This is a genomic window from Agromyces sp. NPDC055658 (genome assembly GCF_053618155.1).
Genome location: NZ_JBSHHD010000020.1, coordinates 18,122 through 39,470, shown reverse-complemented (window position 1 = coordinate 39,470; position 21,349 = coordinate 18,122). Strand labels below are relative to the sequence as shown.

Genomic DNA, 21,349 nt, shown 5'->3' with positions numbered 1-21,349 from the left:
AGTCGTCAGGCGGCTGTGGACGCGGAGAGGGCCCGTCCGAGGTGCTCGGCGAGGTAGTCGTGCACGAGACGCTTCGCCTCGGCGAGGTACCGCTCGTCGCCGTCGACCGATCGCTCGTACGCACGGCTGATGAGGGCGTCGCCGATCTCCATCGCCACCCCGAGGCGGAACCGCAGCTCCGCCTGGTCGCCCTCGCCGCCGAACTCGGCCTCGATGAGCCGGGCCATGCGGTGCGCGAACTCGGGCTCGACATCGCCTTCGGCGAGCTCGCGCTGCGCGGCGTGCACGACGCTGAACCCGGGCTCGCCGGCGTACATCTTGGCGCTGACGTCGAGCGCGACGTCGACGACCGTCCACCACGACTCGAGCGTCGTGCGCGCCATCTCGTCGGCGACCCGCTCGCGGAACCGGTGCACCGAGCGCTCGCGCAGCGCGTAGAGCACGGCGACGCGGTCGGGGAAGTAGCGGTACACCGTGCCGATCGAGGCGCCTGCGCGCTCGGCGACCATCTGGGTCGTCAGGCGCTCGAACCCCGATTCGTCGACGATCTCGGCGGCAGCATCGAGCAGCGCGTCGAGGCGCTGGCTGGACCGACGCTGCGTCGGCTCGGTGCGGACCGAGCGCCTCCGGCTCGGATCGGCCCCGAGGATCAGGTCGATGTTCGGCACGGAACCTCCTCAGTTGCTCGCACCACTCTACCGGGCGTCGAACGCCCGGGCGTGCACCCGCCGTTTCGCGACGTGTCCCCCGTGCATGACAGACTGAGTGGATGCCGGCGAGCTCCCCCACCCCGCACGGTTCTCGAGAGCGCCAGGTCCGGCATCGCGCCGCGCGCATCGAGGACTGGTTCCACGACGTGCGCTCCCGCGGCGCCCGTCGTCGCGGGCATGTGCCGACCGTCGTGCCGTACACGGGATACGGCTCGACCGAATGGGTGCGCGTGTTCTGCCGCGTGCTGCTGTCGAAGCCGGTGGCCGCCGACGAACGCTCGAAGCGCCGCCGCAAGCGCGGCGAACAGGGCATCCGGGGCTGGCGCAGCTTCACGAGCGTGCCGGTCGGCGACGTTCCGGTCGTCATCGACGTCGGCGGCCAGCGCATCGAGGTGCTCGCCGACCGCGGCGGCGTCGTCGACACGACCGTGCCGGCGTCGCTCGCGCCCGGCTGGCACCGCGCCACCCTCAGCACCGAGGGCGCCGAGCCCGTCGAGGCGCCGATCCGCATCGTCGGTCCCGACGTCGACTTCGGCATCATCTCCGATGTCGACGACACCGTCATGGTGACGGCGCTCCCCCGCCCGCTCGTCGCCGCTTGGAACACGTTCGTGCTCGACGAGCACGCACGCATCCCCACGCCCGGCATGGCCGTCCTGTTCGAGCGGCTCGCCCGCTCGCACCCCGGTTCCCCCGTCATCTACCTGTCGACGGGCGCGTGGAACGTCGCACCCACCCTCACGCGCTTCCTCTCGCGCAACCTGTTCCCCGCCGGCCCGCTGCTCCTGACCGACTGGGGCCCGACTCACGATCGCTGGTTCCGCAGCGGCCGCGAGCACAAGGCCGAGAATCTCCGTCGCCTCGCCGAGGAGTTCCCGAACGTGCGCTGGCTGCTCATCGGCGACGACGGCCAGCACGACGAGGAGCTCTACGCCCGCTTCGCCGCCGAGCATCCCGATCGCGTCGCCGCGATCGCGATCCGCCGGCTCTCGACCGGTGAGGCCGTGCTCGCCGGCGGACGCACCAAGGCCGAGGAGCACGGCACCGACGTGCCCTGGGTCTCGGCGAGCGACGGCTCGACGATCGCCGATCGGCTCGCCGAGGTCGGCGTCGTCTGAGCGCTCCGCTCGTCGCGGACACCTGGTCGGAGCGCTAGCGGGCGACCGCCCGGTCGCGAGACCGCCGGAACGACGCGAGTCCGCGGTTGACCTGCCGCGCCCACAAGGGCCCGCGGTAGATGAAGGCCGAGTACCCCTGCACGAGCGTCGCACCTGCGTCGAGCCGGTCCTGCACATCGGCGGCCGTCTCGACGCCGCCGACCGAGATCACGCACAGGTCGTCGGGCACGCTGCGGCGCACGACGCGCAGCACCTCGAGCGAGCGGGCGGCGAGCGGGGCACCCGACAGGCCGCCGGCACCGATGGCTTCGATCGCGGATGCCTCGGTCGTGAGCCCCTCGCGGGAGATCGTCGTGTTCGTGGCGATGATGCCGTCGAGGCCGAGTCGCACGACGAGCTCGCAGATGCGCTCCACCTCCGAGTCGGCGAGGTCGGGCGCGATCTTCACGAGGAGCGGGGTGGTTCCCGCGGCCTCGCGCACGGTCTCGAGGAGCGGTGCGAGGGCGTCGAGCTCCTGCAGCCCACGGAGGCCGGGTGTGTTCGGAGAGCTCACGTTGACCACGAGGTAGTCGGCGTACGGCGCGAGCAGCTTCGCGCTGCGCACGTAGTCGCCCACGGCGTCCTCGACGGCGGTCACCCGGCTCTTGCCGATGTTGACACCGAGCACGGGCCGGTGCGAGCGGCGCGACAGCCGCGAGAGGCGACCGGCCGCAGCATCCGCCCCGCCGTTGTTGAACCCCATGCGGTTGATGAGCGCCCGGTCCTTCACCAGCCGGAAGAGGCGCGGCCGCTCGTTGCCCGGTTGCGCGATCGCCGTGATCGTGCCGACCTCGACATGCCCGAAGCCGAGCTGGCCGAGACCGATGACCGCGCGAGCGTCCTTGTCGAAACCCGCGGCCACGCCGAACGGCGACGGGAATCGGAGCCCGAGCGTCTCGACCGCGAGTGACGGGTCGGGGGCGGTGAACCGCTCGACGAGGCGTCCGAGGCCGAGCGTCGGCAGGCCCCGGATCACGCTGAACGCGAGGTGGTGCGCGTCTTCGGGGTCGAGCTTCGTGAGGAAGAGGGAGAAGAGGAGTCGATACATGCCGGATTCAGGGTACCCGTCGCGAGGCACGGCGACGTCACTCGACCGGCCGGGCGGGCAACCGGCCGTGCTCCTCGCGCAACTGCTCGATCGCCGCCTCGAAGTCGTCGAGCGACTCGAACGCCTGGTAGACGCTCGCGAAGCGCAGGTACGCCACCTCGTCGAGCTCGCGGAGCGGCGGAAGGATGGCGAGGCCGATGTCGTTCGCCTCGATCTGCGACGCACCGGTCGAACGGATCGTCTCCTCGACCTTCTGCGCGAGCACCGCGAGGTCGGAATCGGTCACCGGGCGACCCTGGCACGCCTTCTTGACGCCGAGCACGACCTTCTCGCGGCTGAACGGCTCGACGACACCCGAGCGCTTCATGACGACGAGGCTCGCCGTCTCGGTCGTCGAGAACCGACGCCCGCACTCGGGGCACTGCCTGCGGCGGCGGATCGACAGTCCGTCGTCGCTCGTGCGGGAGTCGATGACGCGCGAATCGGGGTGGCGGCAGAAGGGACAGTACATGGTGACCCCAGCCTAGCGGCGTGCGGGCGCCTCACTCCGCGTCGAAGCGCGCCGCCACGGCCTCGCCGTGAGCAGGCAGGTCCTCCTCGGTCGAGAGGGCGGCGATCACCGGGGCGACCTCGCGCAGCGCGGCCTCGTCGTAGCGCACGACCTGCTGCGGACGCAGGAAGGTCGCGGCCGACAATCCCGCCGCGAAACGGGCCTGACCGCCGGTCGGCAGCACGTGGTTCGAGCCGGCGGCGTAGTCGCCGAGGCTCACCGGCGAGTAGGGGCCGATGAAGATCGCACCCGCGTTCTCGATGCGGGCGAGCACGGCGTCGGCGTCGCGGACCTGGATCTCGAGGTGCTCGGGCCCGAAGGCGTTCGCGAACGCCGCCGCCTGCTCGAGGTCGTCGACGAGGACGAGCGCCGACTGCGCGCCGGTGAGCGACTGGTGCACGCGGTCGCCGTGCTTCGTCGCGGCCGATCGCGCCGCGAGCCGGTCGAGCACCCGCTCGGCGAACGCGGGCGAATCGGTCACGAGCACCGCAGCGGCGAGCTCGTCGTGTTCCGCCTGGCTGATGAGGTCGGCGGCCACGAAATCGGCGTCAGCCGCATCATCGGCGATGACGAGGATGTCGGTCGGTCCCGCTTCCGCGTCGATGCCGGTGACCCCGTGGACGACCCGCTTGGCCGCCGCGACGTAGACGTTGCCGGGCCCGGTGACGAGCTGCACCGGCTCGAGCCCGAGGGCGGGCACGCCGTACGCGAAGGCACCGATCGCGCCGGCGCCGCCCATCGCGTAGACCTCGGTGATGCCGAGCAGGGCGGCGACGCCCGCGATCGTCGGGTGCACGCGCCCGCCGAACTCCGCCTGCGGCGGCGAGGCGAGCGCGATCGATGCGACGCCGGCCGCCTGTGCGGGCACGACGTTCATGACGACGCTCGAAGGGTAGACGGCCTTGCCGCCCGGCACGTACAGGCCGACCCTGCCGACCGGTTGCCAGCGCTGCTCGATGACGGCGCCCGCACCGAGCTCGGTGCGCCGGGCGGCGGGCACCTGGGCGGAGCTCGCGGCGCGCACCCGCTCGATCGTGCGTTCGGCCGCGGCCCGGATCTCGGGCGCGAGGCCGTCGCGCGCAGCTGCGAGCTCGTCGGCGGGCACTCGCACGTACGGCGGAGTCACCCGGTCGAAGCGCTCGGCCTGCTCCAGGAGCGCCGACTCGCCATGCGCTCGGACGGCCTCGATGAGGGCGCGCGCGGGCTCGAGCGCGGCCGACACGTCGGTCGCCGCCCGGGGCACGAGCGCGAGCAGTTCGCTCGTCGATGGGCGGGTCGCGCGGAGGTCGATCGTTCGCAGCATGGTGGCTCAAGCCTACCGAGCGGCGCCCGCCGCCCGGCGGGCCGGCGTCACACGAGGCAGTTCGGGCCGAGCAGGCTCTTGAGCTCGCCGTAGAAGTCGGCGCTCACGTTCACCGGGTACGGCAGCTCGAAGACGCGTGCGGACCGCCCGCGCACGAGCTTCAGCCGCACCTCGGTATCGCCTCGATGCCGGCTCAGCACCTCACCGAGGGCGGTGATCGTCTCGGTCGTCGCCCGCTGGTCGGGCAGCGAGATCATGACCGGGCCGCTCTCTTCGCCCTGGCCGAGGTCGGGCGTGAAGACGCTGAAGGCGTGCAGGTTCATGCCGTCGTCGCGCATGCTGACCCGGCCCCGCACCACGGCGATCGTGTCGGCCTGCAGGCCCGGTGCGAACTCCTGGTAGGCCTTGCCCATGAACATGACGGTGATCTCGCCCGAGAAGTCCTCGACCTGGATCATGCCGTACTGGTTGCCCGAGGCCTTGGCGATACGGTGCTGCACGCTCGTGACGAGGCCCGCGACGGTGACCGTGTCGCCGTCCTGCGTGGAGTCGGATCCCATGAGGTCGGTGATCGTCGTCGAGGCGTGCTTGGCGAGCGGCACCTCGAGGCCGGCCAGCGGGTGGTCGGACACGTAGAGCCCGAGCATCTCGCGCTCGAAGGCGAGCTTGTCCTTCTTCGTCCATTCGGGCCGGTCGGGGACCAGCGAGGGCGCGGCCTCCTTCTCGTGCTCGTCGAAGAGGCTGTCGAAGTCGAACCCGACGTCGCCGTTCTCCTCGGCGCGCTTCTCCTTCACGGCCGACTCGACGGCGCCCTCGTGGATCTCGACGAGCGAGCGACGCGTGTGGCCGAGCGAATCGAAGGCCCCCGCCTTCACGAGCGACTCGACCGTGCGCTTGTTCGCGACGGGGATCGGCACCTTCTTCAGGAAGTCGTGGAACGACTCGAACCGCCCCTCCTTCTCACGGGCGCCGCGGATCGCGTCGACGACGTTGAAGCCGACGTTGCGCACCGCACCGAGGCCGAAGCGGATGTCGTCGCCGACGGCGGCGAAGAATCCGATCGATTCGTTCACGTCGGGCGGGAGCACCTTGATGCCCATGCGGCGGCACTCGTTGAGGTAGAGGGCGAGCTTGTCGCGGGCGTCGCCGACGCTCGTGAGGAGGGCCGCCATGTACTCGGCCGGGAAGTGGGCCTTGAGGTACGCCGTCCAGTAGCTGAGCACGCCGTACGCCGCCGAGTGGGCCTTGTTGAACGCGTAGTCGGAGAACGGCAGCAGGATCTCCCACAGCTTGCCGATCGCCTCATCGGAGTACCCGTTCGACTTCATGCCCGCCGAGAAGCCCTCGTACTGCTTGTCGAGCTCGGACTTCTTCTTCTTGCCCATCGCGCGCCGAAGGATGTCGGCCTGGCCGAGCGAGAACCCGGCGACCCGCTGGGCGATCGCCATCACCTGTTCCTGGTAGATGATGAGGCCGTAGCTCGTGTCGAGGATGTCCTTCAGCGACTCGGCGAACTCGGGGTGGATCGGCGTGATCTCCTGCAGGCCGTTCTTGCGCAGCGCGTAGTTCGTGTGCGAGTTCGCTCCCATAGGGCCTGGGCGGTAGAGCGCGATGACGGCGGAGATGTCCTCGAAGTTGTCGGGCTTCATGAGGCGCAGGAGCGAGCGCATCGGCCCGCCGTCGAGCTGGAACACCCCGAGCGTGTCGCCCCGCGAGAGGAGGGCGTAGGCCTCGGAGTCGTCGAGGGCGAGGTCTTCGAGCACCGGCCGGAAGCCGCGGTTCGCCTCGATGTTGTCGAGCGCGTCGTCGATGATCGTGAGGTTGCGCAGCCCCAGGAAGTCCATCTTGATGAGGCCGAGCGACTCGCACGCCGGGTAGTCGAACTGCGTGACGATCTGCCCGTCCTGCTCGCGCTTCATGATCGGGATGATGTCGATGAGCGGGTCGCTCGACATGATCACGCCGGCCGCGTGCACGCCCCACTGGCGCTTCAGGTTCTCGATGCCGAGCGCCGTCTCGAAGACGGTCTTGGCCTCGGGGTCGGTCTCGACGATCGCGCGGATGTCGCCCGCCTCTTTGTAGCGCGGGTGGTTCTTGTCGAAGATGCCGGTGAGCGGAATGTCCTTGCCCATGACCGCGGGCGGCATCGCCTTCGTGAGCTTCTCGCCCATCGAGAACGGGAAGCCGAGCACGCGCCCCGAGTCCTTCAGCGCCTGCTTCGCCTTGATCGTGCCGTACGTGACGATCTGCGCGACCCGCTCTTCGCCGTACTTCTCGGTCACGTACTTGATGACCTCGCCGCGACGACGCTCGTCGAAGTCGACGTCGAAGTCGGGCATCGAGACGCGGTCGGGGTTCAGGAAGCGCTCGAAGATGAGACCGTGCTGCAGCGGGTCGAGGTCGGTGATCTTCATCGCGTAGGCCGCCATCGAACCTGCGCCCGACCCTCGGCCCGGTCCGACCCGGATGCCGTGCTCCTTCGACCAGTTGATGAAGTCGGCGACGACGAGGAAGTAGCCCGGGAAACCCATCTGGCTGATGACGCCGACCTCGTAGTCGGCCTGCTTGCGCACGTCGGCCGGGATGCCGTTCGGGTACCGGAGGTGGAGGCCCTTCTCGACCTCCTTCACGAACCAGCTCTCTTCGTTCTCGCCCTCGGGCACCGGGAATCGCGGCATGTAGTTCGCGCTCGTGTTGAACTGCACGTCGCAGCGCTCGGCGATCGCGAGCGTGTTGTCGCACGCCTCGGGGTGGTCGCGGAAGATCTGTCGCATCTCGGCCGCGGTCTTCAGGTAGAAGTCGTCGGCGTCGAACTTGAACCGGTTGGGGTCGTCGAGCGTCGAGCCCGACTGCACGCACAGCAGCGCCGCGTGGCTCTTGGCGTCGTGCGCATGCGTGTAATGGAGGTCGTTCGTCGCGACGAGCGGCAGGCCCAGGTCTTTCGCGAGGCGCAGCAGGTCGGTCATGATTCGCTTCTCGATGCCGAGGCCGTGGTCCATGATCTCGCAGAAGAAGTTGTCGGCCCCGAAGATGTCGCGGAACTCGGCCGCCGCCTTGACCGCCTCGTCGTACTGTCCGAGCCTGAGGCGCGTCTGCACCTCGCCGGAGGGGCAGCCGGTCGTCGCGATGAGCCCCTTCGAGTAGGTCTGCAGGAGCTCGCGGTCCATGCGCGGCTTGAAGTAGTACCCCTCGATCGACGCGCGGCTCGAGAGGCGGAAGAGGTTGTGCATGCCCTCGGTCGTCTCCGACAGGAGGGTCATGTGCGTGTAGGCGCCCGAGCCGGAGACGTCGTCGCCGCCGCCGTTGCCCCAACGGATGCGGGTCTTGTCGCTGCGATGGGTGCCGGGCGTCAGGTACGCCTCGGTGCCGATGATCGGCTTGATGCCGGCGTCGGTCGCCTGCTTCCAGAAGTCGTAGGCGCCGAACACGTTGCCGTGGTCGGTGACCGCCACCGCCGGCATCTCGTACCCCTGGGCCGCCTTGATCAGCTCACCCACTCGAGCTGCGCCGTCGAGCATCGAGTACTCGGAATGCACGTGCAGATGGACGAATGAATCGGCGGCCACGGGGCTCCTCATCGGGGTGGATCTGGGTCGGTGCTTCGAGTGTACGGCGACCCGGTGACGCTCGTCGGCGTGTCGTTCGCGGGTCGGAGGTCAGTCGCCGCGGAGCACGTCGAGCGCGTGAGCGAGGTCGGCCGGGTAGGCAGAGGAAAACGTCGTCCACTCCCCCGTGCCCGGGTGCGTGAGCGAGAGCTCGTGCGCGTGCAGCCACTGCCGCGTGAGTCCGAGACGTGCCGAGAGCGTCGGGTCGGCACCGTACATCGAGTCGCCCGCGCAGGGGTGGCGCTGCGCCGCCATGTGCACGCGGATCTGGTGCGTTCGGCCGGTCTCGAGGTGCACCTCGAGGAGCGACGCGTACGGGAACGCCTCGATCGTCTCGTAGTGCGTGACGGCGTGCTTGCCGTCGGCGGTCACGGCGAACTTCCACTCCGACCGCGGGTGACGCCCGACCGGCGCGTCGATCGTGCCGGCGAGCGGGTCGGGGTGCCCCTGCACGACCGTGTGGTAGATCTTCTCGACCTCGCGGTCGTGGAACTGCCGCTTGAGCTCCATGTAGGCACGCTCGGACTTCGCCACGACCATGAGGCCGCTCGTCCCGGCATCGAGCCGGTGCACCACACCCTGTCGTTCGGGCGCGCCCGACGTCGAGATGCGGAACCCGGCCGCGGCCAGCGCGCCGACGACCGTCGGGCCGTTCCAGCCGAGCGAGGGGTGCGCGGCGACGCCCGCCGGCTTGTCGACGACGACGAGATCGTCGTCGTCGTGCACGATGCCGAGCTCGGGAACCGCGATCGGTTCGACGGCGAGGGTGCGCGGCGGCTCCCAGCTCACCTCGAGCCAGCTGCCGGCGCGCAGGCGATCGGACTTGCCGACGACGGCGCCGTCGAGGAGCACGCCGCCGGACTCCGCGATCTCCGCCGCCAGCGTGCGGGAGAAGCCGAGCAGCTTCGCGAGGCCGGCGTCGACCCTCGTGGCGTCGAGCCCGTCGGGCACGGGCAGCGAGCGATGTTCCATCAGGCCTCGGCGACGGCGGCCGCACGCGGCCCGTCGGCGTCGCCCGCGGCCGTGGTCTCGCCCGACGGAGCGTCGCCGTCGAGCGCGGTCGTTGCGGAGGCATCCGCCCGGTCGGTCTTCGGCGCGCGCGTCTCGCGCGTGCCGTCGAGCCCGACACCGCGGATGGTGAGGATCATGAACAGCACCATGCTCGACACGATCGCCATGTCGGCGACGTTGTAGATCGCCGGCAGCAGCCATGGCGTCGAGATGAAGTCGATCACGTGCCCGAGCCCGAAGCTCGGCTCTCGGAAGAGCCGGTCGGTCAGGTTGCCGAGCACCCCGCCGAGCAGGAGCCCGAACACGAGCGCCCACGCGACGGAGCGGATACGGCGGGAGAACCAGATGATGAACGTGATGACGGTCGCGGCGAGGATCGTGAAGATCCAGGTCATGCCGCTCGCGAGCGAGAACGCCGCGCCGGGGTTCCGCACGAACTGCCACTGGAGCACGGAGCCCAGCACCGGCACGACCTCGCCTTCGGTGAGGTTCGAGACGACGAGGAACTTGCTCAGCTGGTCGACGCCGTACGCCGCGAGTGCGGCGCCGGCCAGGACCAGCAGGGCGGTGGTGGTGCCGACCTTCGCGGCCCGCTCAGCCGCCAAAGCCCTGGAAGGTCGGAGCAGGCTGCTCGGCGGGGGCCGAGAAGCCCTGGTTGCCCGACACCTGCACCGGGGCGGCGGTGTCGAGCTCGCGCAGCTGACCCTCGATGTAGCTCTTCAGCTTGGCGCGGTAGTCGCGTTCGAACGTGCGCAGCTCGTCGACGCGCTTCTCGAGCGCCACGCGCTCCTGGTCGAGGATGCCCATCTGCTGACGCTGCTTGGCTTCGGCCTCGGCGACGACGCGCGCCGCGGTCGCGTGACCCTCGGCGATGAGCGCATCGCGCTTCTCGATGCCCTCGCGCACGTGCTCCTCGTGGAGGCGGCGGGCGAGCTGGAGCAGGTTCGTCGTCGACGTCTGCTCGTCGAGCTCGGACTGCGGCGCTGCCGGCTGCGTCGGCACGGCGACCGTGGGCGGCGGTGCGGCGGGCTCCGTGTAGACGGCGGCGGGCGCGGGAGCGGCCGGGGCCGGGGCACTCGCGGCCTCGGCGGCGCGAGCCTCGGCGGCGGCGACGCGCTGGCGAAGCTCGTCGTTCTCCTGGTTCAGCCGGCGCAGCTCGACGACCACCTCATCGAGGAAGTCGTCGACCTCGTCCTGGTCGTAGCCCTCCCGGAACTTCGTCGCCTGGAAGCGCTTGTTGACCACATCTTCCGGAGTTAGCGCCATGGCTTCCCACCCTCAAATCTGTCGAACGGTTCGATCACGTTCTGCTAACGGTAGCAAACACCGACTGCGAGTCGTGAGCCGCGTTCGACTTCACCGGTCACGCTCGCAGGAGATGCTCAGCCGACGGCGGACGCCGCGGCCAGCCACGACACGACGGTCATGGCGACGATGACGACCAGCATGGCCAGGCTCCACCCGAGATCGAGTGCGACCTGGCCGATGCGGATCGGCGGGATGACACGGCGGAAGAACCTGACCGGCGGATCGGTGACGGAATACACGGCCTCGACCACCACGAGCCAGAACCCGCGTGGCCGCCAGGAGCGGTTGAACGTCCGCACGAGATCGAGCACGAACCGCCCCCACATCACGAAGAAGTAGATGAGCAGCAGTGCGTAGAGGACGTTCCAGACGATCGAGAGCGCGCCCACCGACGGCTACGCGTGCGTGAAGAACGACGCGTCGACGTCGCCCTCGGCGTCGCCGCTCTCGCCCGAGACGACGACGTGCGACGGCGACAGCAGGAACACCTTGCTCGTGACGCGCTCGATCTTGCCGTAGAGACCCTGCGAGAGGCCGCTGGCGAAGTCGATGAGCCGACGGGCGTCACCGTCGGACATCTGCGAGAGGTTGATGATCACGGGGACTCCCTCGCGGAAGGACTCGGCGATCACCTGCGCGTCACGGTACTGGCGCGGGTGCACGGTCAGGATCTCGTTCATCTCCACCTGCGGGGTGCTCGGCTGTACGTGGTGCTTACGGAGCGGCGTGACTGCAGCCCCGATCTTCGGCGCCGGTGCGGGCGCCGCGTGGACGACCGGGGCGGGAGCCGCAGCTGCGGGGCCCGGCGAGGCGGCGGCGTGCGGCGCCTCCTGCTCGAGCTCCTCATCGGCGAGTCCGAGGTAGACCATGGTCTTCTTGAGCGGGTTCGACATCGATGCCTCCGTCTGTGTTCCGTCTCTTCGAGGCTAACCGGCGGCCGGCCGGTTCCCGGTGATTGCCGTTCCGATCCGGAGGTGTGTCGCACCCTCCAAGATCGCGTCGCGGAAATCGTGGCTCATCCCCATGGACAGGTCGGTCGCGTCGGGCGCGAGGCGCACGACGCGCTCGGAGAGCTCGCGGACGCGGGCGAAGGCGGGCCGTGCCGGCTCGTCGAGCGGCGCCACCGCCATCAACCCGCGCAGCACGAGGCCGGGGGTCTCGAGCACGTGCTCGACGAGCGCCTCGAGCTCCGCCGGGGCGACGCCGCCGCGGCCCGGATCATCCGTGAGGTTCACCTGCACGAAGCAGTCGACGGAGGTCTCGTCGGAGCGCAGCACGTCGACGAGCGCACGCCGGTCGATCGAGTGTATGGCCGACGCGTAGGTGCGGACCTGCCGTGCCTTCTTGCTCTGCAGCTGGCCGATGAAGTGCCAGTGCAGGCCGAGCTCCGCGAGCTCGGCGGCCTTCGCCTGAGCCTCCTGGTGGCGGTTCTCCCCCACGTCGCGCACGCCGAGGGTCGCGAGATCGCGCACGAGCGAGGCGGGCTGGAACTTCGTGACCACGATGGTCGTGATCTCGGATGCCTCGCGGCCGGCGTCGGCCGCGGCGTCCGAGATCGCCGCCTGCACGGCGGCGAGCCGGAAACCGAGCCCGCTCACAAGGCTCGCCCCCGGCCCGTCCGTGCCGCGCGCACTCGAGAAGCTCCGCTCACTTCAGGAAGTCGGGGATGTCGAGGTCGTCGTCTCCGTCGTCGAATGCCGGGTCGGTCACGATCTGGTCGGCGGTCGACGTCGACGCCTCGCCCCAATTGGCGGTCTCCACGAGTTCGTCGATGTCGATCTCCGCGATGACGTCGGCCGCTTCATCGCTCAGCGACTCGCCGAGGGCCGCCCCGCCGGCCGCGACCGGCACGCCGACCGCCGCGGCCGCCGCCGGCACGAAGTTCGAGCGGCGCGCCTCGACGGGCTTGGCATTGGGCTCACCGCCGTCGAAGCCGGCGGCGATGACGGTCACGCGCACCTCGTCGCCGAGGGTGTCGTCGATGACGGCGCCGAAGATGATGTTCGCCTCGGGGTGCACGGCCTCCTGCACGAGGCGGGCGGCGTCGTTGATCTCGAAGATGCCGAGGTTCGAGCCGCCCTGGATCGAGAGCAGCACACCGTGCGCCCCGTCGATCGACGCCTCGAGCAGCGGACTCGCGACCGCGAGTTCGGCGGCCTTGATCGCGCGGTCGGCGCCTCTCGACGAGCCGATGCCCATGAGGGCCGAGCCGGCCCCCTGCATGACCGACTTGACGTCGGCGAAGTCGAGGTTGATGAGGCCGGGCGTCGTGATCAGGTCGGTGATGCCCTGCACACCGGCGAGGAGCACCTGGTCGGCGGTCGAGAACGCCTCGAGCATCGAGATGCCCCGGTCGCTGATCTCGAGCAGACGGTCGTTCGGCACCACGATGAGGGTGTCGACCTCTTCCTTCAGGCGCGCGACGCCCTGCTCGGCCTGCGTCTGGCGCCGCTTGCCTTCGAAGCCGAAGGGCTTCGTGACGACACCGATGGTGAGCGCGCCGATCGACTTGGCGATGCGCGCGACGACCGGGGCACCCCCCGTGCCGGTGCCGCCGCCCTCGCCCGCGGTGACGAAGACCATGTCGGCGCCCGCGAGCGCCTCCTCGATCTCCTCCGCGTGGTCCTCGGCGGCGCGACGGCCGACCTCGGGGTCGGCGCCGGCGCCGAGACCCCGCGTCAGGTCGCGGCCGACGTCGAGCTTGACGTCGGCGTCGCTCATGAGCAGCGCCTGTGCGTCGGTGTTGATCGCGATGAATTCGACTCCGCGCAGGCCGAGTTCGATCATGCGGTTGACGGCGTTGACGCCGCCGCCGCCGATACCGACCACCTTGATAACGGCGAGGTAGTTCTGGTTTGTCGACATGTCCGGCCTTCCGTGCGAACTCTGAACCCTGAACCTCTAGTCGAAGGTTAAAGTTTTGCTGAGTATGCAATTCCTGAGACGACGGTAGGTCGCCGCGCGGGCGCGTCGAGCAAGGCGAGCCCGGCGTGTCGCGATCCGACCGTCGAGATGGTCGCCCGGGCCCCTCGCGAACCCTCCGGCGCCCCGCGTCAGCCCGTGATCGGAGCCTCCGGCGACGAGACGTCGTAGCCGGGCACCGTGTCGGGCGGCGCCGCCTTCATGAGCGTCGCGAGCACGTCGGCCTTGAGACCGGAGTCGTTCGCGCCGCCCCAAACGACCGGCACCCCGCCCGCGAGCTCGAGCCGCACGTCGTCGGGAGTTTCCGCCGAGGCGCCGACGAGCTGGCTGCGCACCTCGGCGGGGAGGCTCCGCACGACCGCGGCGACGGCTTTGAAGCCCTCGGAGCCGACGCCCCCGTCGACCTCGATGAGCGGCTGCCCGTCGGGACGCTCGGCCGGCCGGTCGATGACGACCCCGGCCGCGTCCACGAGCTCGAGACCGCCGCCCTTCGCCTCGATGACGCCGACCGGCGTGCGCTCGACGATCCGCACCACGAGCGTGCCGGGCGGGATCGTCTCGACCGAGTACGTCTCGATGAGCCGGAAGTCCGCGAGTGCCGCATGCACCTGTTCGCCCGTGATGAGGGTCAGCGGGGTGCCGAGCTGGCCGTCGAACGCGGCCGCGATCGAGTCGGCGGGGATGCGCGAGGCTCCTTCGACGCGCACCTCGCGCAACGCCATGAGCGGCGAGTACGCGCCCGCGACGATGCCGACGGTCACGGCCGCGACCGCTCCGCCCGCGATCCACCAGGTGAGCCGACGACGGCGCGACCGCTTCGTGAACCGGCGCACCTCCTGCTTCTCGTAACGCCGGCGTTCGCGCTCGGCGGCCGCGAGTGCGCGCCTGGCCGACTTCGCATCGGCCGGCCGATCGCCGGTATGGTCCGCCGTCGCGGCAGCCGGCCCGGGTTCGACCTCGGGCGCCGCGGCGCCCGGTGCTCGGACGGCACCGCCCACGGGAATCGTCACGGAAGGTTCGACCACGACGATCGGCTCGGTCGTGACGCGGTCGGCTGCGTCCCTCCCGCCGTAGCGGAGCGACGGACCGGCCGCGCCGGATCCGGCCGCCCCGGCGGGCGCGGGCGCTCGTACGGCGCCGAGCGGATCGGCTCCCGCCGCGGGGGCGTCCGCACCGCCCCGCGGCTCGGGCGCCGGCGTTCGCCTCGGGCGCCGCGGCGTGCGTCCGTCGAAGCCCTGCGGCCGCTTCACGCGCGGCCCGCCGTCACCCGCGCTCCCGCTCGAGCGATCCGAGCAGCTGCGGCACGATGCGGTAGACGTCACCGCAGCCGAGGGTGATGACGAAGTCGCCGTCGCGGGCGATCTTCGCCGTGTGGTCGGCGGCCGCCTGCCAGTCGGCGATGAACGCGACCTTCTCGGGATCGGCGAACCGCTCGCTCACGAGTGCGCCCGTCACCCCGGGCACCGGATCCTCGCGGGCACCGTACACGTCGAGCACGACGGTCTCGTCGGCGAACTCCTCGAGCACCTCGGCGAACTCCTTCGCGAAGGCCTGGGTGCGGCTGTAGGTGTGCGGCTGGTGCACGGCGATGATGCGTCCGTCGCCGACGACGGTGCGCGCCGCGGCCAGTGCCGCCGCGACCTCCGTCGGGTGGTGCGCGTAGTCGTCGTAGACGCTCACGCCGCCCACGGTGCCGTGGAGTTCGAAGCGGCGACCGGTGCCGGTGAAGCGGGAGATGCCCTCGAGCGCGGCGGCCGGCTCGAAGCCCAGCCCGACGAGCACGGCGAACGCGCCTGCGGCGTTGATCGCGTTGTGCTTGCCCGGGATGCGCAGCCTCGCCGCGTAGTCGACACCGTCGTAGGCGATGACGAAGGCCACCGGGCCGTCGGTCTCGATCGAGTGCACCCGCACCGAGGCATCCGCCGCCTCGCCGAACGTGACGACGTTCGCGTGGCCGAGCCGCTCGTGCACGCGCTGCGCCCCGGCGTCGTCGGAGGAGATCACGACGCGCTCCGAGGCGCGGTCGGCGAAGTCGACGAACGCCTGCTCGAACGCCTCGCGCGAGCCGTAGTGGTCGAGGTGGTCGGGATCGACGTTCGTGATGAGCGCGACGGCGGTGTCGTAGAGGAGGAACGAGCCGTCGGACTCGTCGGCCTCGACGACGAAGAGCTCGCCCTCGCCTGCGGACGACGAGACGCCCAGCCCGTCGATGACGCCGCCGTTCACGAAGCTCGGATCGGCCCCGAGCGCGAGGAGGCCTGTGACGATCATGCCGGTCGACGTGGTCTTGCCGTGGGCGCCGGCGACCGAGACGAGGCGCTGGCCCGAGATCAGCCAGGCGAGCGCCTGCGAGCGGTGCAGCACGGGCAGCCCGCGCTCGAGGGCCAGCTGGTACTCGGGGTTGTCCTGCCAGAGCGCGCCGGTCACGACGACCGCCTCGGCGTCACCGAGGTTCGCGGCGTCGTGCCCGATCGCGATCTCGGCACCGAGCTCGCGGAGCGCGGCGATGTTCGCCGAGTCGCGCACGTCGGAGCCGGTCACCCGATGGCCGGCACCGATGAACAGGCGCGCGATGCCGCTCATGCCGGACCCCCCGATGCCGACGAAGTGCACGGCGCCGAGCTCGGCGGGGATCTGGATCGAGAGATCGGGCTTGATGGTCACGTTCGGGCGCTCTTCCTCGGTGCGGTCGGGGTCGTCGGTGCGCCGGCGGGCGCGTTCGGGGCGGGTGGTTCCGCTGCTTCCACGTTACGCGTCTCAGGCGCGGCCCGCGGCTCCCCCGCCGAGCGCGCGGTCGACGAGGGCGACCATGCGGTCGGTGCCGTCGGCGACGCCCGCCGTCGCCGCGGCCGATGCCATCGCGGCGACGCGTTCGCGGTCGGCGAGCAGCGGCACGAGCTCGGCGGCCACCCACTCGGGAAGGAACCGGGCGTCGTCGACGAGGATTCCGCCACCGGCCGCGACGACGCCCGCGGCGTTGAACCGCTGCTCGCCGTTGCCGACGGGGTACGGCACGTACACGGCGGGGATGCCGAGGGCCGAGAGCTCGCTCACGGTCGCCGCGCCCGCTCGGGATACCGCGAGGTCGGCGAGGGCGAGGGCGAGGTCCATGCGGTCGGCGTACTCGACCATCCGGTAGCCGGCGACACCGGGATCGTCGACCTCGGAAGTCGCGCCCGTGATGTGCAGCACCTGCCAGCCGGCACCGGTGATCGCCTCGGCACTGTCGACCATCGTGCGATTGATGCGACGTGCGCCGAGCGAACCACCGGTCGCGAGGAGCACGGGCTTCGACGCGTCGAGTCCGAAGAACCCCGCGGCCTCGCCTCGGAGCGCAGCGCGATCGAGCGTCTCGATCTCGCGGCGGAGCGGCATGCCGACGACCTCGGCGCCAGGCAGCGGCGTGCCCTCGAACGCGACGCCGACGGCATCCGCGCGACGGGCGCCGAGCCGGTTCGCGAGGCCCGGCTTCGCGTTCGCCTCGTGCACCGCGACCGGGACGCCGGCACGTCGCGCAGCGATGTAGGCGGGAGTCGAGACGTACCCGCCGAAGCCGACGACGACGTCGACACCACGACCGGCGATGATGCCCGAGACATCCGAGATCGAACGACGGAACCGCGCCGGGAACGCGGCGGCGGCACGGTTCGGCCGCCGCGGGAAGGGGACCTTCGCGATCGTGAGCAACTCGTAGCCGCGAGCCGGCACGAGCCTCGCCTCGAGCCCCTCGGCCGTGCCGAGCACGAGCACCTCGGCGTCGGGATCGCGCTCGCGCAGGCGATCGGCGACGGCGAGCAGGGGGTTCACGTGGCCGGCGGTTCCGCCGCCGGCGAGCAGGTAGACGGTCATCGCGCGGCTCGCTCCGCCGCACGGGCCCTTCGCGCCGCCGAACGGGCGGCGAGGCGGGCGGATGCCTCGGGCGTCCGCGCGACCGACAGGACGACGCCGATCGCGACGAGGGTCGTGAGCAGGGCGGTGCCTCCCGCGGAGACGAGCGGCAGCGGGACACCGAGGACGGGGAAGACTCCGAGCACGACACCGATATTGACACAGGCCTGGCCGATCACCCACACCATGACCGCCGCCGTGGCCGCCCGGCCGAACGGCGTGCCCGCGCCGCGGAACACCCGCGCGAAGGCGATCGCGAGCAATACGAACAGGCCGATCACGACGATCGCGCCGATGAGGCCGAGCTCCTCGCCGATGATCGCGAAGATGAAGTCGTTGTCGGCTGCCGGCAGCCACGACCACTTCGCCGCAGAGTTCCCGAGGCCGACGCCGAAGATGCCGCCGTTCGCGAGGGCGAAGGTACCGTGCTGGATCTGCCAGCAGTCGTTGATCGCGTCGCCCGTGCCGCCGGCCTCGCAGTTCGCGTCGAGGAACGAGGTGATGCGGCGCATGCGGCTCTCGCTCGAGAACGCGACGATCACGAACCCGACGACGGCGATGATGATCGGCGGCAGGAGCAACCGGAGCCGCACCCCGATGAGGAAGAGCGCGCCGAGCAGCATCGCGCCCATGATCATGACGGTGCCGAGGTCGCCGCCGAGGAGCACGAGCCCGATCGCACCGCCGCCGACGAGCAGGATCGGCAGGATGCCGTGCGTGAAGTCGTCGAGCCGGTCCTGCTTCTTCGTGACCATGAGCCCGAGCCAGATGACCAGGGCGACCTTGATGAACTCCGACGGCTGGAACTGCACGGGGCCGATCGCGAGCCAGTTCGTGTTGCCGCCGACCTCGATGCCCATCGGGGTCGCCACGACGAGCAGCTGCGGGATGCAGGTGACGATGAGCGCCGGCCAGGCGACGCGCATCCAGAATCGCTCTGGCAGCCGGCTCGCGATGAGCATGGCTGGGATGCCGATGACGGCGAACACGCCCTGTCGCACCGCCTGGTCGAGGAGGCCGCCGTCTTCGAGGTACGACTCGACGAGCGAGGAGGAGAGCACCATGACGAGGCCGAGCACGACGAGGAAGAGGGTCGTGCCGAGCAGCAGGAAGTAGTCGGCCGACTCGGCGCGGAACAACCGCCCCAGGCGGATCCGCGCCGCCGAGACGCCCTGCTGGGCGGGCTCAGCCTTCTGCGGGCGGCTCGTGCGGGGCGGAGTCGCCATCCGCCTCACCTCCCAGCATCGCTCTGACCGCTTCGTGGAACCGCCGGCCGCGATCGCCGTAGTCGGCGAACTGGTCCATGGACGCCGCCGCGGGCGCGAGGAGCACGGTGTCCCCGTCCTCGGCGACCGCCGCAGCCAGTGCGACCGCATCGGGCATCACCTGCTCAGTGTCGTCGGCGACGACCTCGAAGAGCGGCAGTTGCGGCGCGTGTCGCCGGAACGCATCGACGAGCTCGGCGCGATCGCGACCGATGACGACCGCGGCGCGCAGCCGGCCGACGTGCGCTGCGACGAGCGAGTCGGCGTCGACGCCCTTGAGCAGGCCGCCCACGATCCAGACGACCCGGCCGAAGGCCTTCAGGGATGCCTCGGCGGCATGCGGATTCGTCGCCTTCGAGTCGTCGATCCAGCGGATGCCACCGGCGACGGCGACGGTCTCGATGCGGTGGGCGTCGAGCCGGAACTCGGCGAGTGCGTCGTGGATCACACCGACCGGGACCCCGTGGGAACGCGCGAGCGCGGAGGCGGCGAGGATGTTGGCGACGACGTGCGGCGCGGCCAGCCCGCGCGGCTCGAGCTCGTCGAGGGTCGTGATCTCGAGGGCGGCCGTACGCCGGTCGTCGAGGAACGCCCGATCGCACAGGATCCCGTCGACGACGCCGAAGTCGCTCGGTCCGGGCACGTCGAGCCCGAAGCCGATGGCGCGGGCGCCCTCCTCGACCTCGGCGTCCTCGACCATGCGCAGGGTCGCCTCGTCGGCGCGGTTGTAGACGCACGCGACCTTCGTGTTCTCGTAGACCTTCGCCTTCGCAGCGCGGTAGGCCTCGAACGAGCCGTGCCAGTCGAGGTGGTCGTCGGCGAGGTTGAGCACGACGCTCGCCCACGGGTGCACGGCACCGGGACCCGTGGTCGGCAACGTGTGCAGCTGGTAGCTCGACAGCTCGACGACGAGCACGTCGAAGCCCGCCGGGTCGCGCACGGCGTCGAGCACGGGCACGCCGATGTTGCCGCACGGCGCCGCGCGCAGGCCGTTCGCCGCGAGGAACGTCGCAGTCATCTGGACGGTCGTGGTCTTGCCGTTGGTGCCGGTCACGAGGATCCACTCGGCCGCGTTCACCTTGTCGCGCACCCGCCAGGCCAGCTCGATGTCGCCCCATACCGCCACGCCCTCGCTCCCCGCCCATCCGAGGACGGCATGGTCGGGATGGAATCCCGGTGAGGCGACCACGACGTCGGGGGCGAACGCGACGAGCTCGTCGGGCACCCCGTCGAGCGGGTGCCGCACGAGCCGCGCGCCGATGACGTCGAGGATCCGCGCGCGGTCGTCGTCGACGTCGGGGGCGAGGACGAGCACCTCGGCGCCGAGCTCCGTCAGTGTGTCGGCGACGGCGAAACCCGTCACGCCGACGCCGAGCACGGCGACACGGAGACCACGCCAGTCGGCGTTCCAGCTCGTCAGCGTGTCGAGGCGGTTCGCGGCGCGGCCCGGGTCATCCGCCGTCAACGCTGCAGCCACTCGAAGTAGAACGCGCCGACGCCGGCGGCCACGAAGAGTCCGGCGATGATCCAGAAGCGCACGACGATCGTGACCTCGGCCCAGCCCTTGAGCTCGAAGTGGTGATGGATCGGACTCATCAGGAAGATGCGCTTGCCGTGGGTGAGCTTGAAGTACGCCCGCTGCACGATCACCGAGCCCGTCTCGATGACGAAGAGGCCGCCGATGATGACGACGAGGAGCTCGGTGTGGCTGACGATCGCGAGCGCGGCGAGGGCACCGCCCAAGGCCAGCGAGCCGGTGTCGCCCATGTAGATCTTGGCGGGGTTCGTGTTCCACCAGAGGAAGCCGATGAGGCCGCCGACGATCGCGGTGGCGACGATGGCGATGTCGAGCGGATCGCGCACGTCGTAGCAGCGGTACCGGTCGTCTTCGTTCAGTCCGACGGCCGCGCACGACTGGTTGAACTGCCAGAAGCCGATGATGACGAACGAGCCGATCGCGAGGATCGAGGCGCCGCCTGCGAGGCCGTCGAGACCGTCGGTCACATTGACGCCGTTCGAGGCGCCGACGGTGATGAGGCAGCTCCAGATGACGTAGAGGAGGATGCCGATCACGGTGGGGAACACCATGAAGTCGAGCGGCAGATCGCGGATGAACGAGATCTTCGTGCTCGCGGGCGTCACGCCCATGTGGTTCGGGAACTGCAGGGCGAGCAGCGCCACGACCGTCGCGACGACCACCTGGCCGCCGACCTTCGCCCAGCCGCCGAGGCCGAGCGACTGCTTCTTGCGCGTCTTCAGGAAGTCGTCGACGAATCCGACGACGCCGAGGCCCACCATCATGAGCAGCACGAGCAGGCCCGATGCGGTCGCGCCCTCACCCGTGAGCAGCGTCGCCGAAAAATAGCCGAACAGCGTGCCGAGAATGAAGATGATGCCGCCCATCGTGGGCGTGCCGCGCTTGACGTGGTGGCTCTGCGGCCCGTCGTCGCGGATGAACTGCCCCCAGCCGAGGCGGGTGAACAGCCGGATGAACAGCGGCGTCAGGAACAGCGTGAAGGCGAGCGACAACGCCCCGGCGGTCAGCAGTGCTCTCACGCGCCCCGACCTCCCCGTCGGTCGCC

Annotated in this window: 19 protein-coding genes; 1 reads left to right on the top strand and 18 read right to left on the bottom strand. The window is 70.7% G+C overall.

Annotation, left to right across the window (positions count from 1 at the left end):
- Positions 1-5: 5 nt before the first annotated feature.
- Positions 6-668: a TetR family transcriptional regulator gene (locus tag ACWGPE_RS11140; protein WP_376930116.1), complete on the bottom strand. Its 663-nt coding sequence runs from the start codon at positions 666-668 to the stop codon at positions 6-8.
- Between the two features lie 101 nt (positions 669-769).
- Between ACWGPE_RS11140 and ACWGPE_RS11135 the strand changes: the two genes are divergently transcribed.
- Positions 770-1,828, top strand: coding sequence for an App1 family protein (locus ACWGPE_RS11135; protein ID WP_231431187.1), 1,059 nt, complete (start codon positions 770-772; stop codon positions 1,826-1,828).
- A gap of 34 nt (positions 1,829-1,862) precedes the next feature.
- Here ACWGPE_RS11135 and ACWGPE_RS11130 read toward each other — a convergent pair whose 3' ends face one another.
- From ACWGPE_RS11130 to mraY, 17 genes are all read right to left on the bottom strand, one after another.
- Complete coding sequence (locus ACWGPE_RS11130; RefSeq protein ID WP_231431188.1) at positions 1,863-2,915, bottom strand: quinone-dependent dihydroorotate dehydrogenase; 1,053 nt, start codon at positions 2,913-2,915, stop codon at positions 1,863-1,865.
- A gap of 37 nt (positions 2,916-2,952) precedes the next feature.
- Positions 2,953-3,426, bottom strand: a complete 474-nt coding sequence (gene nrdR / locus ACWGPE_RS11125; protein WP_231431189.1) for a transcriptional regulator NrdR — start codon at positions 3,424-3,426, stop codon at positions 2,953-2,955.
- 31 nt (positions 3,427-3,457) lie between these two features.
- Positions 3,458-4,768: a histidinol dehydrogenase gene (gene hisD / locus ACWGPE_RS11120; RefSeq protein WP_231431190.1), complete on the bottom strand. Its 1,311-nt coding sequence runs from the start codon at positions 4,766-4,768 to the stop codon at positions 3,458-3,460.
- Between the two features lie 47 nt (positions 4,769-4,815).
- Positions 4,816-8,346, bottom strand: a complete 3,531-nt coding sequence (gene dnaE, locus ACWGPE_RS11115; protein WP_452048703.1) for a DNA polymerase III subunit alpha — start codon at positions 8,344-8,346, stop codon at positions 4,816-4,818.
- A gap of 78 nt (positions 8,347-8,424) precedes the next feature.
- Positions 8,425-9,345 carry an RluA family pseudouridine synthase gene (locus tag ACWGPE_RS11110; RefSeq protein ID WP_452048702.1) on the bottom strand — a complete coding sequence of 307 codons (921 nt, stop codon included), beginning with the start codon at positions 9,343-9,345 and terminating at the stop codon, positions 8,425-8,427.
- Entirely contained in the window at positions 9,345-9,989 is a 645-nt protein-coding gene (gene lspA / locus ACWGPE_RS11105; RefSeq protein WP_452048701.1) for a signal peptidase II, read from the bottom strand. Before lspA ends, ACWGPE_RS11110 begins: the two co-directional genes overlap by 1 nt.
- Positions 9,979-10,650: a DivIVA domain-containing protein gene (locus tag ACWGPE_RS11100; protein ID WP_231431192.1), complete on the bottom strand. Its 672-nt coding sequence runs from the start codon at positions 10,648-10,650 to the stop codon at positions 9,979-9,981. Before ACWGPE_RS11100 ends, lspA begins: the two co-directional genes overlap by 11 nt.
- 116 nt (positions 10,651-10,766) lie before the next feature.
- Positions 10,767-11,081 (bottom strand): YggT family protein, encoded by a 315-nt coding sequence (locus ACWGPE_RS11095; RefSeq protein WP_231431193.1) that lies wholly within the window; start codon positions 11,079-11,081, stop codon positions 10,767-10,769.
- 6 nt (positions 11,082-11,087) lie between these two features.
- Positions 11,088-11,585, bottom strand: a complete 498-nt coding sequence (locus ACWGPE_RS11090) for a cell division protein SepF (RefSeq protein WP_275505881.1) — start codon at positions 11,583-11,585, stop codon at positions 11,088-11,090.
- 33 nt (positions 11,586-11,618) lie between these two features.
- Entirely contained in the window at positions 11,619-12,290 is a 672-nt protein-coding gene (locus tag ACWGPE_RS11085; protein ID WP_275505882.1) for a YggS family pyridoxal phosphate-dependent enzyme, read from the bottom strand.
- Positions 12,291-12,339: 49 nt separating this feature from the next.
- Positions 12,340-13,557 carry a cell division protein FtsZ gene (gene ftsZ / locus ACWGPE_RS11080; RefSeq protein ID WP_231431196.1) on the bottom strand — a complete coding sequence of 406 codons (1,218 nt, stop codon included), beginning with the start codon at positions 13,555-13,557 and terminating at the stop codon, positions 12,340-12,342.
- Between the two features lie 188 nt (positions 13,558-13,745).
- The gene (locus ACWGPE_RS11075) at positions 13,746-14,624 is read right to left on the bottom strand and encodes an FtsQ-type POTRA domain-containing protein (protein ID WP_452048700.1); all 879 of its coding nucleotides are present in this window, start codon (positions 14,622-14,624) and stop codon (positions 13,746-13,748) included.
- A gap of 253 nt (positions 14,625-14,877) precedes the next feature.
- The gene (gene murC, locus ACWGPE_RS11070; RefSeq protein WP_452048699.1) at positions 14,878-16,278 is read right to left on the bottom strand and encodes a UDP-N-acetylmuramate--L-alanine ligase; all 1,401 of its coding nucleotides are present in this window, start codon (positions 16,276-16,278) and stop codon (positions 14,878-14,880) included.
- A gap of 93 nt (positions 16,279-16,371) precedes the next feature.
- Positions 16,372-17,463: an undecaprenyldiphospho-muramoylpentapeptide beta-N-acetylglucosaminyltransferase gene (murG, locus tag ACWGPE_RS11065; protein ID WP_231431199.1), complete on the bottom strand. Its 1,092-nt coding sequence runs from the start codon at positions 17,461-17,463 to the stop codon at positions 16,372-16,374.
- A complete protein-coding gene (ftsW, locus tag ACWGPE_RS11060; RefSeq protein ID WP_452048698.1) occupies positions 17,460-18,728 on the bottom strand; it encodes a putative lipid II flippase FtsW in 1,269 nt (422 codons plus the stop codon). The genes murG and ftsW overlap by 4 nt, the downstream gene beginning before the upstream one ends.
- Positions 18,688-20,232 (bottom strand): UDP-N-acetylmuramoyl-L-alanine--D-glutamate ligase, encoded by a 1,545-nt coding sequence (murD, locus tag ACWGPE_RS11055; protein WP_452048697.1) that lies wholly within the window; start codon positions 20,230-20,232, stop codon positions 18,688-18,690. Before murD ends, ftsW begins: the two co-directional genes overlap by 41 nt.
- Entirely contained in the window at positions 20,229-21,323 is a 1,095-nt protein-coding gene (gene mraY / locus ACWGPE_RS11050; protein WP_231431202.1) for a phospho-N-acetylmuramoyl-pentapeptide-transferase, read from the bottom strand. Before mraY ends, murD begins: the two co-directional genes overlap by 4 nt.
- Positions 21,324-21,349 lie beyond the last annotated feature (26 nt).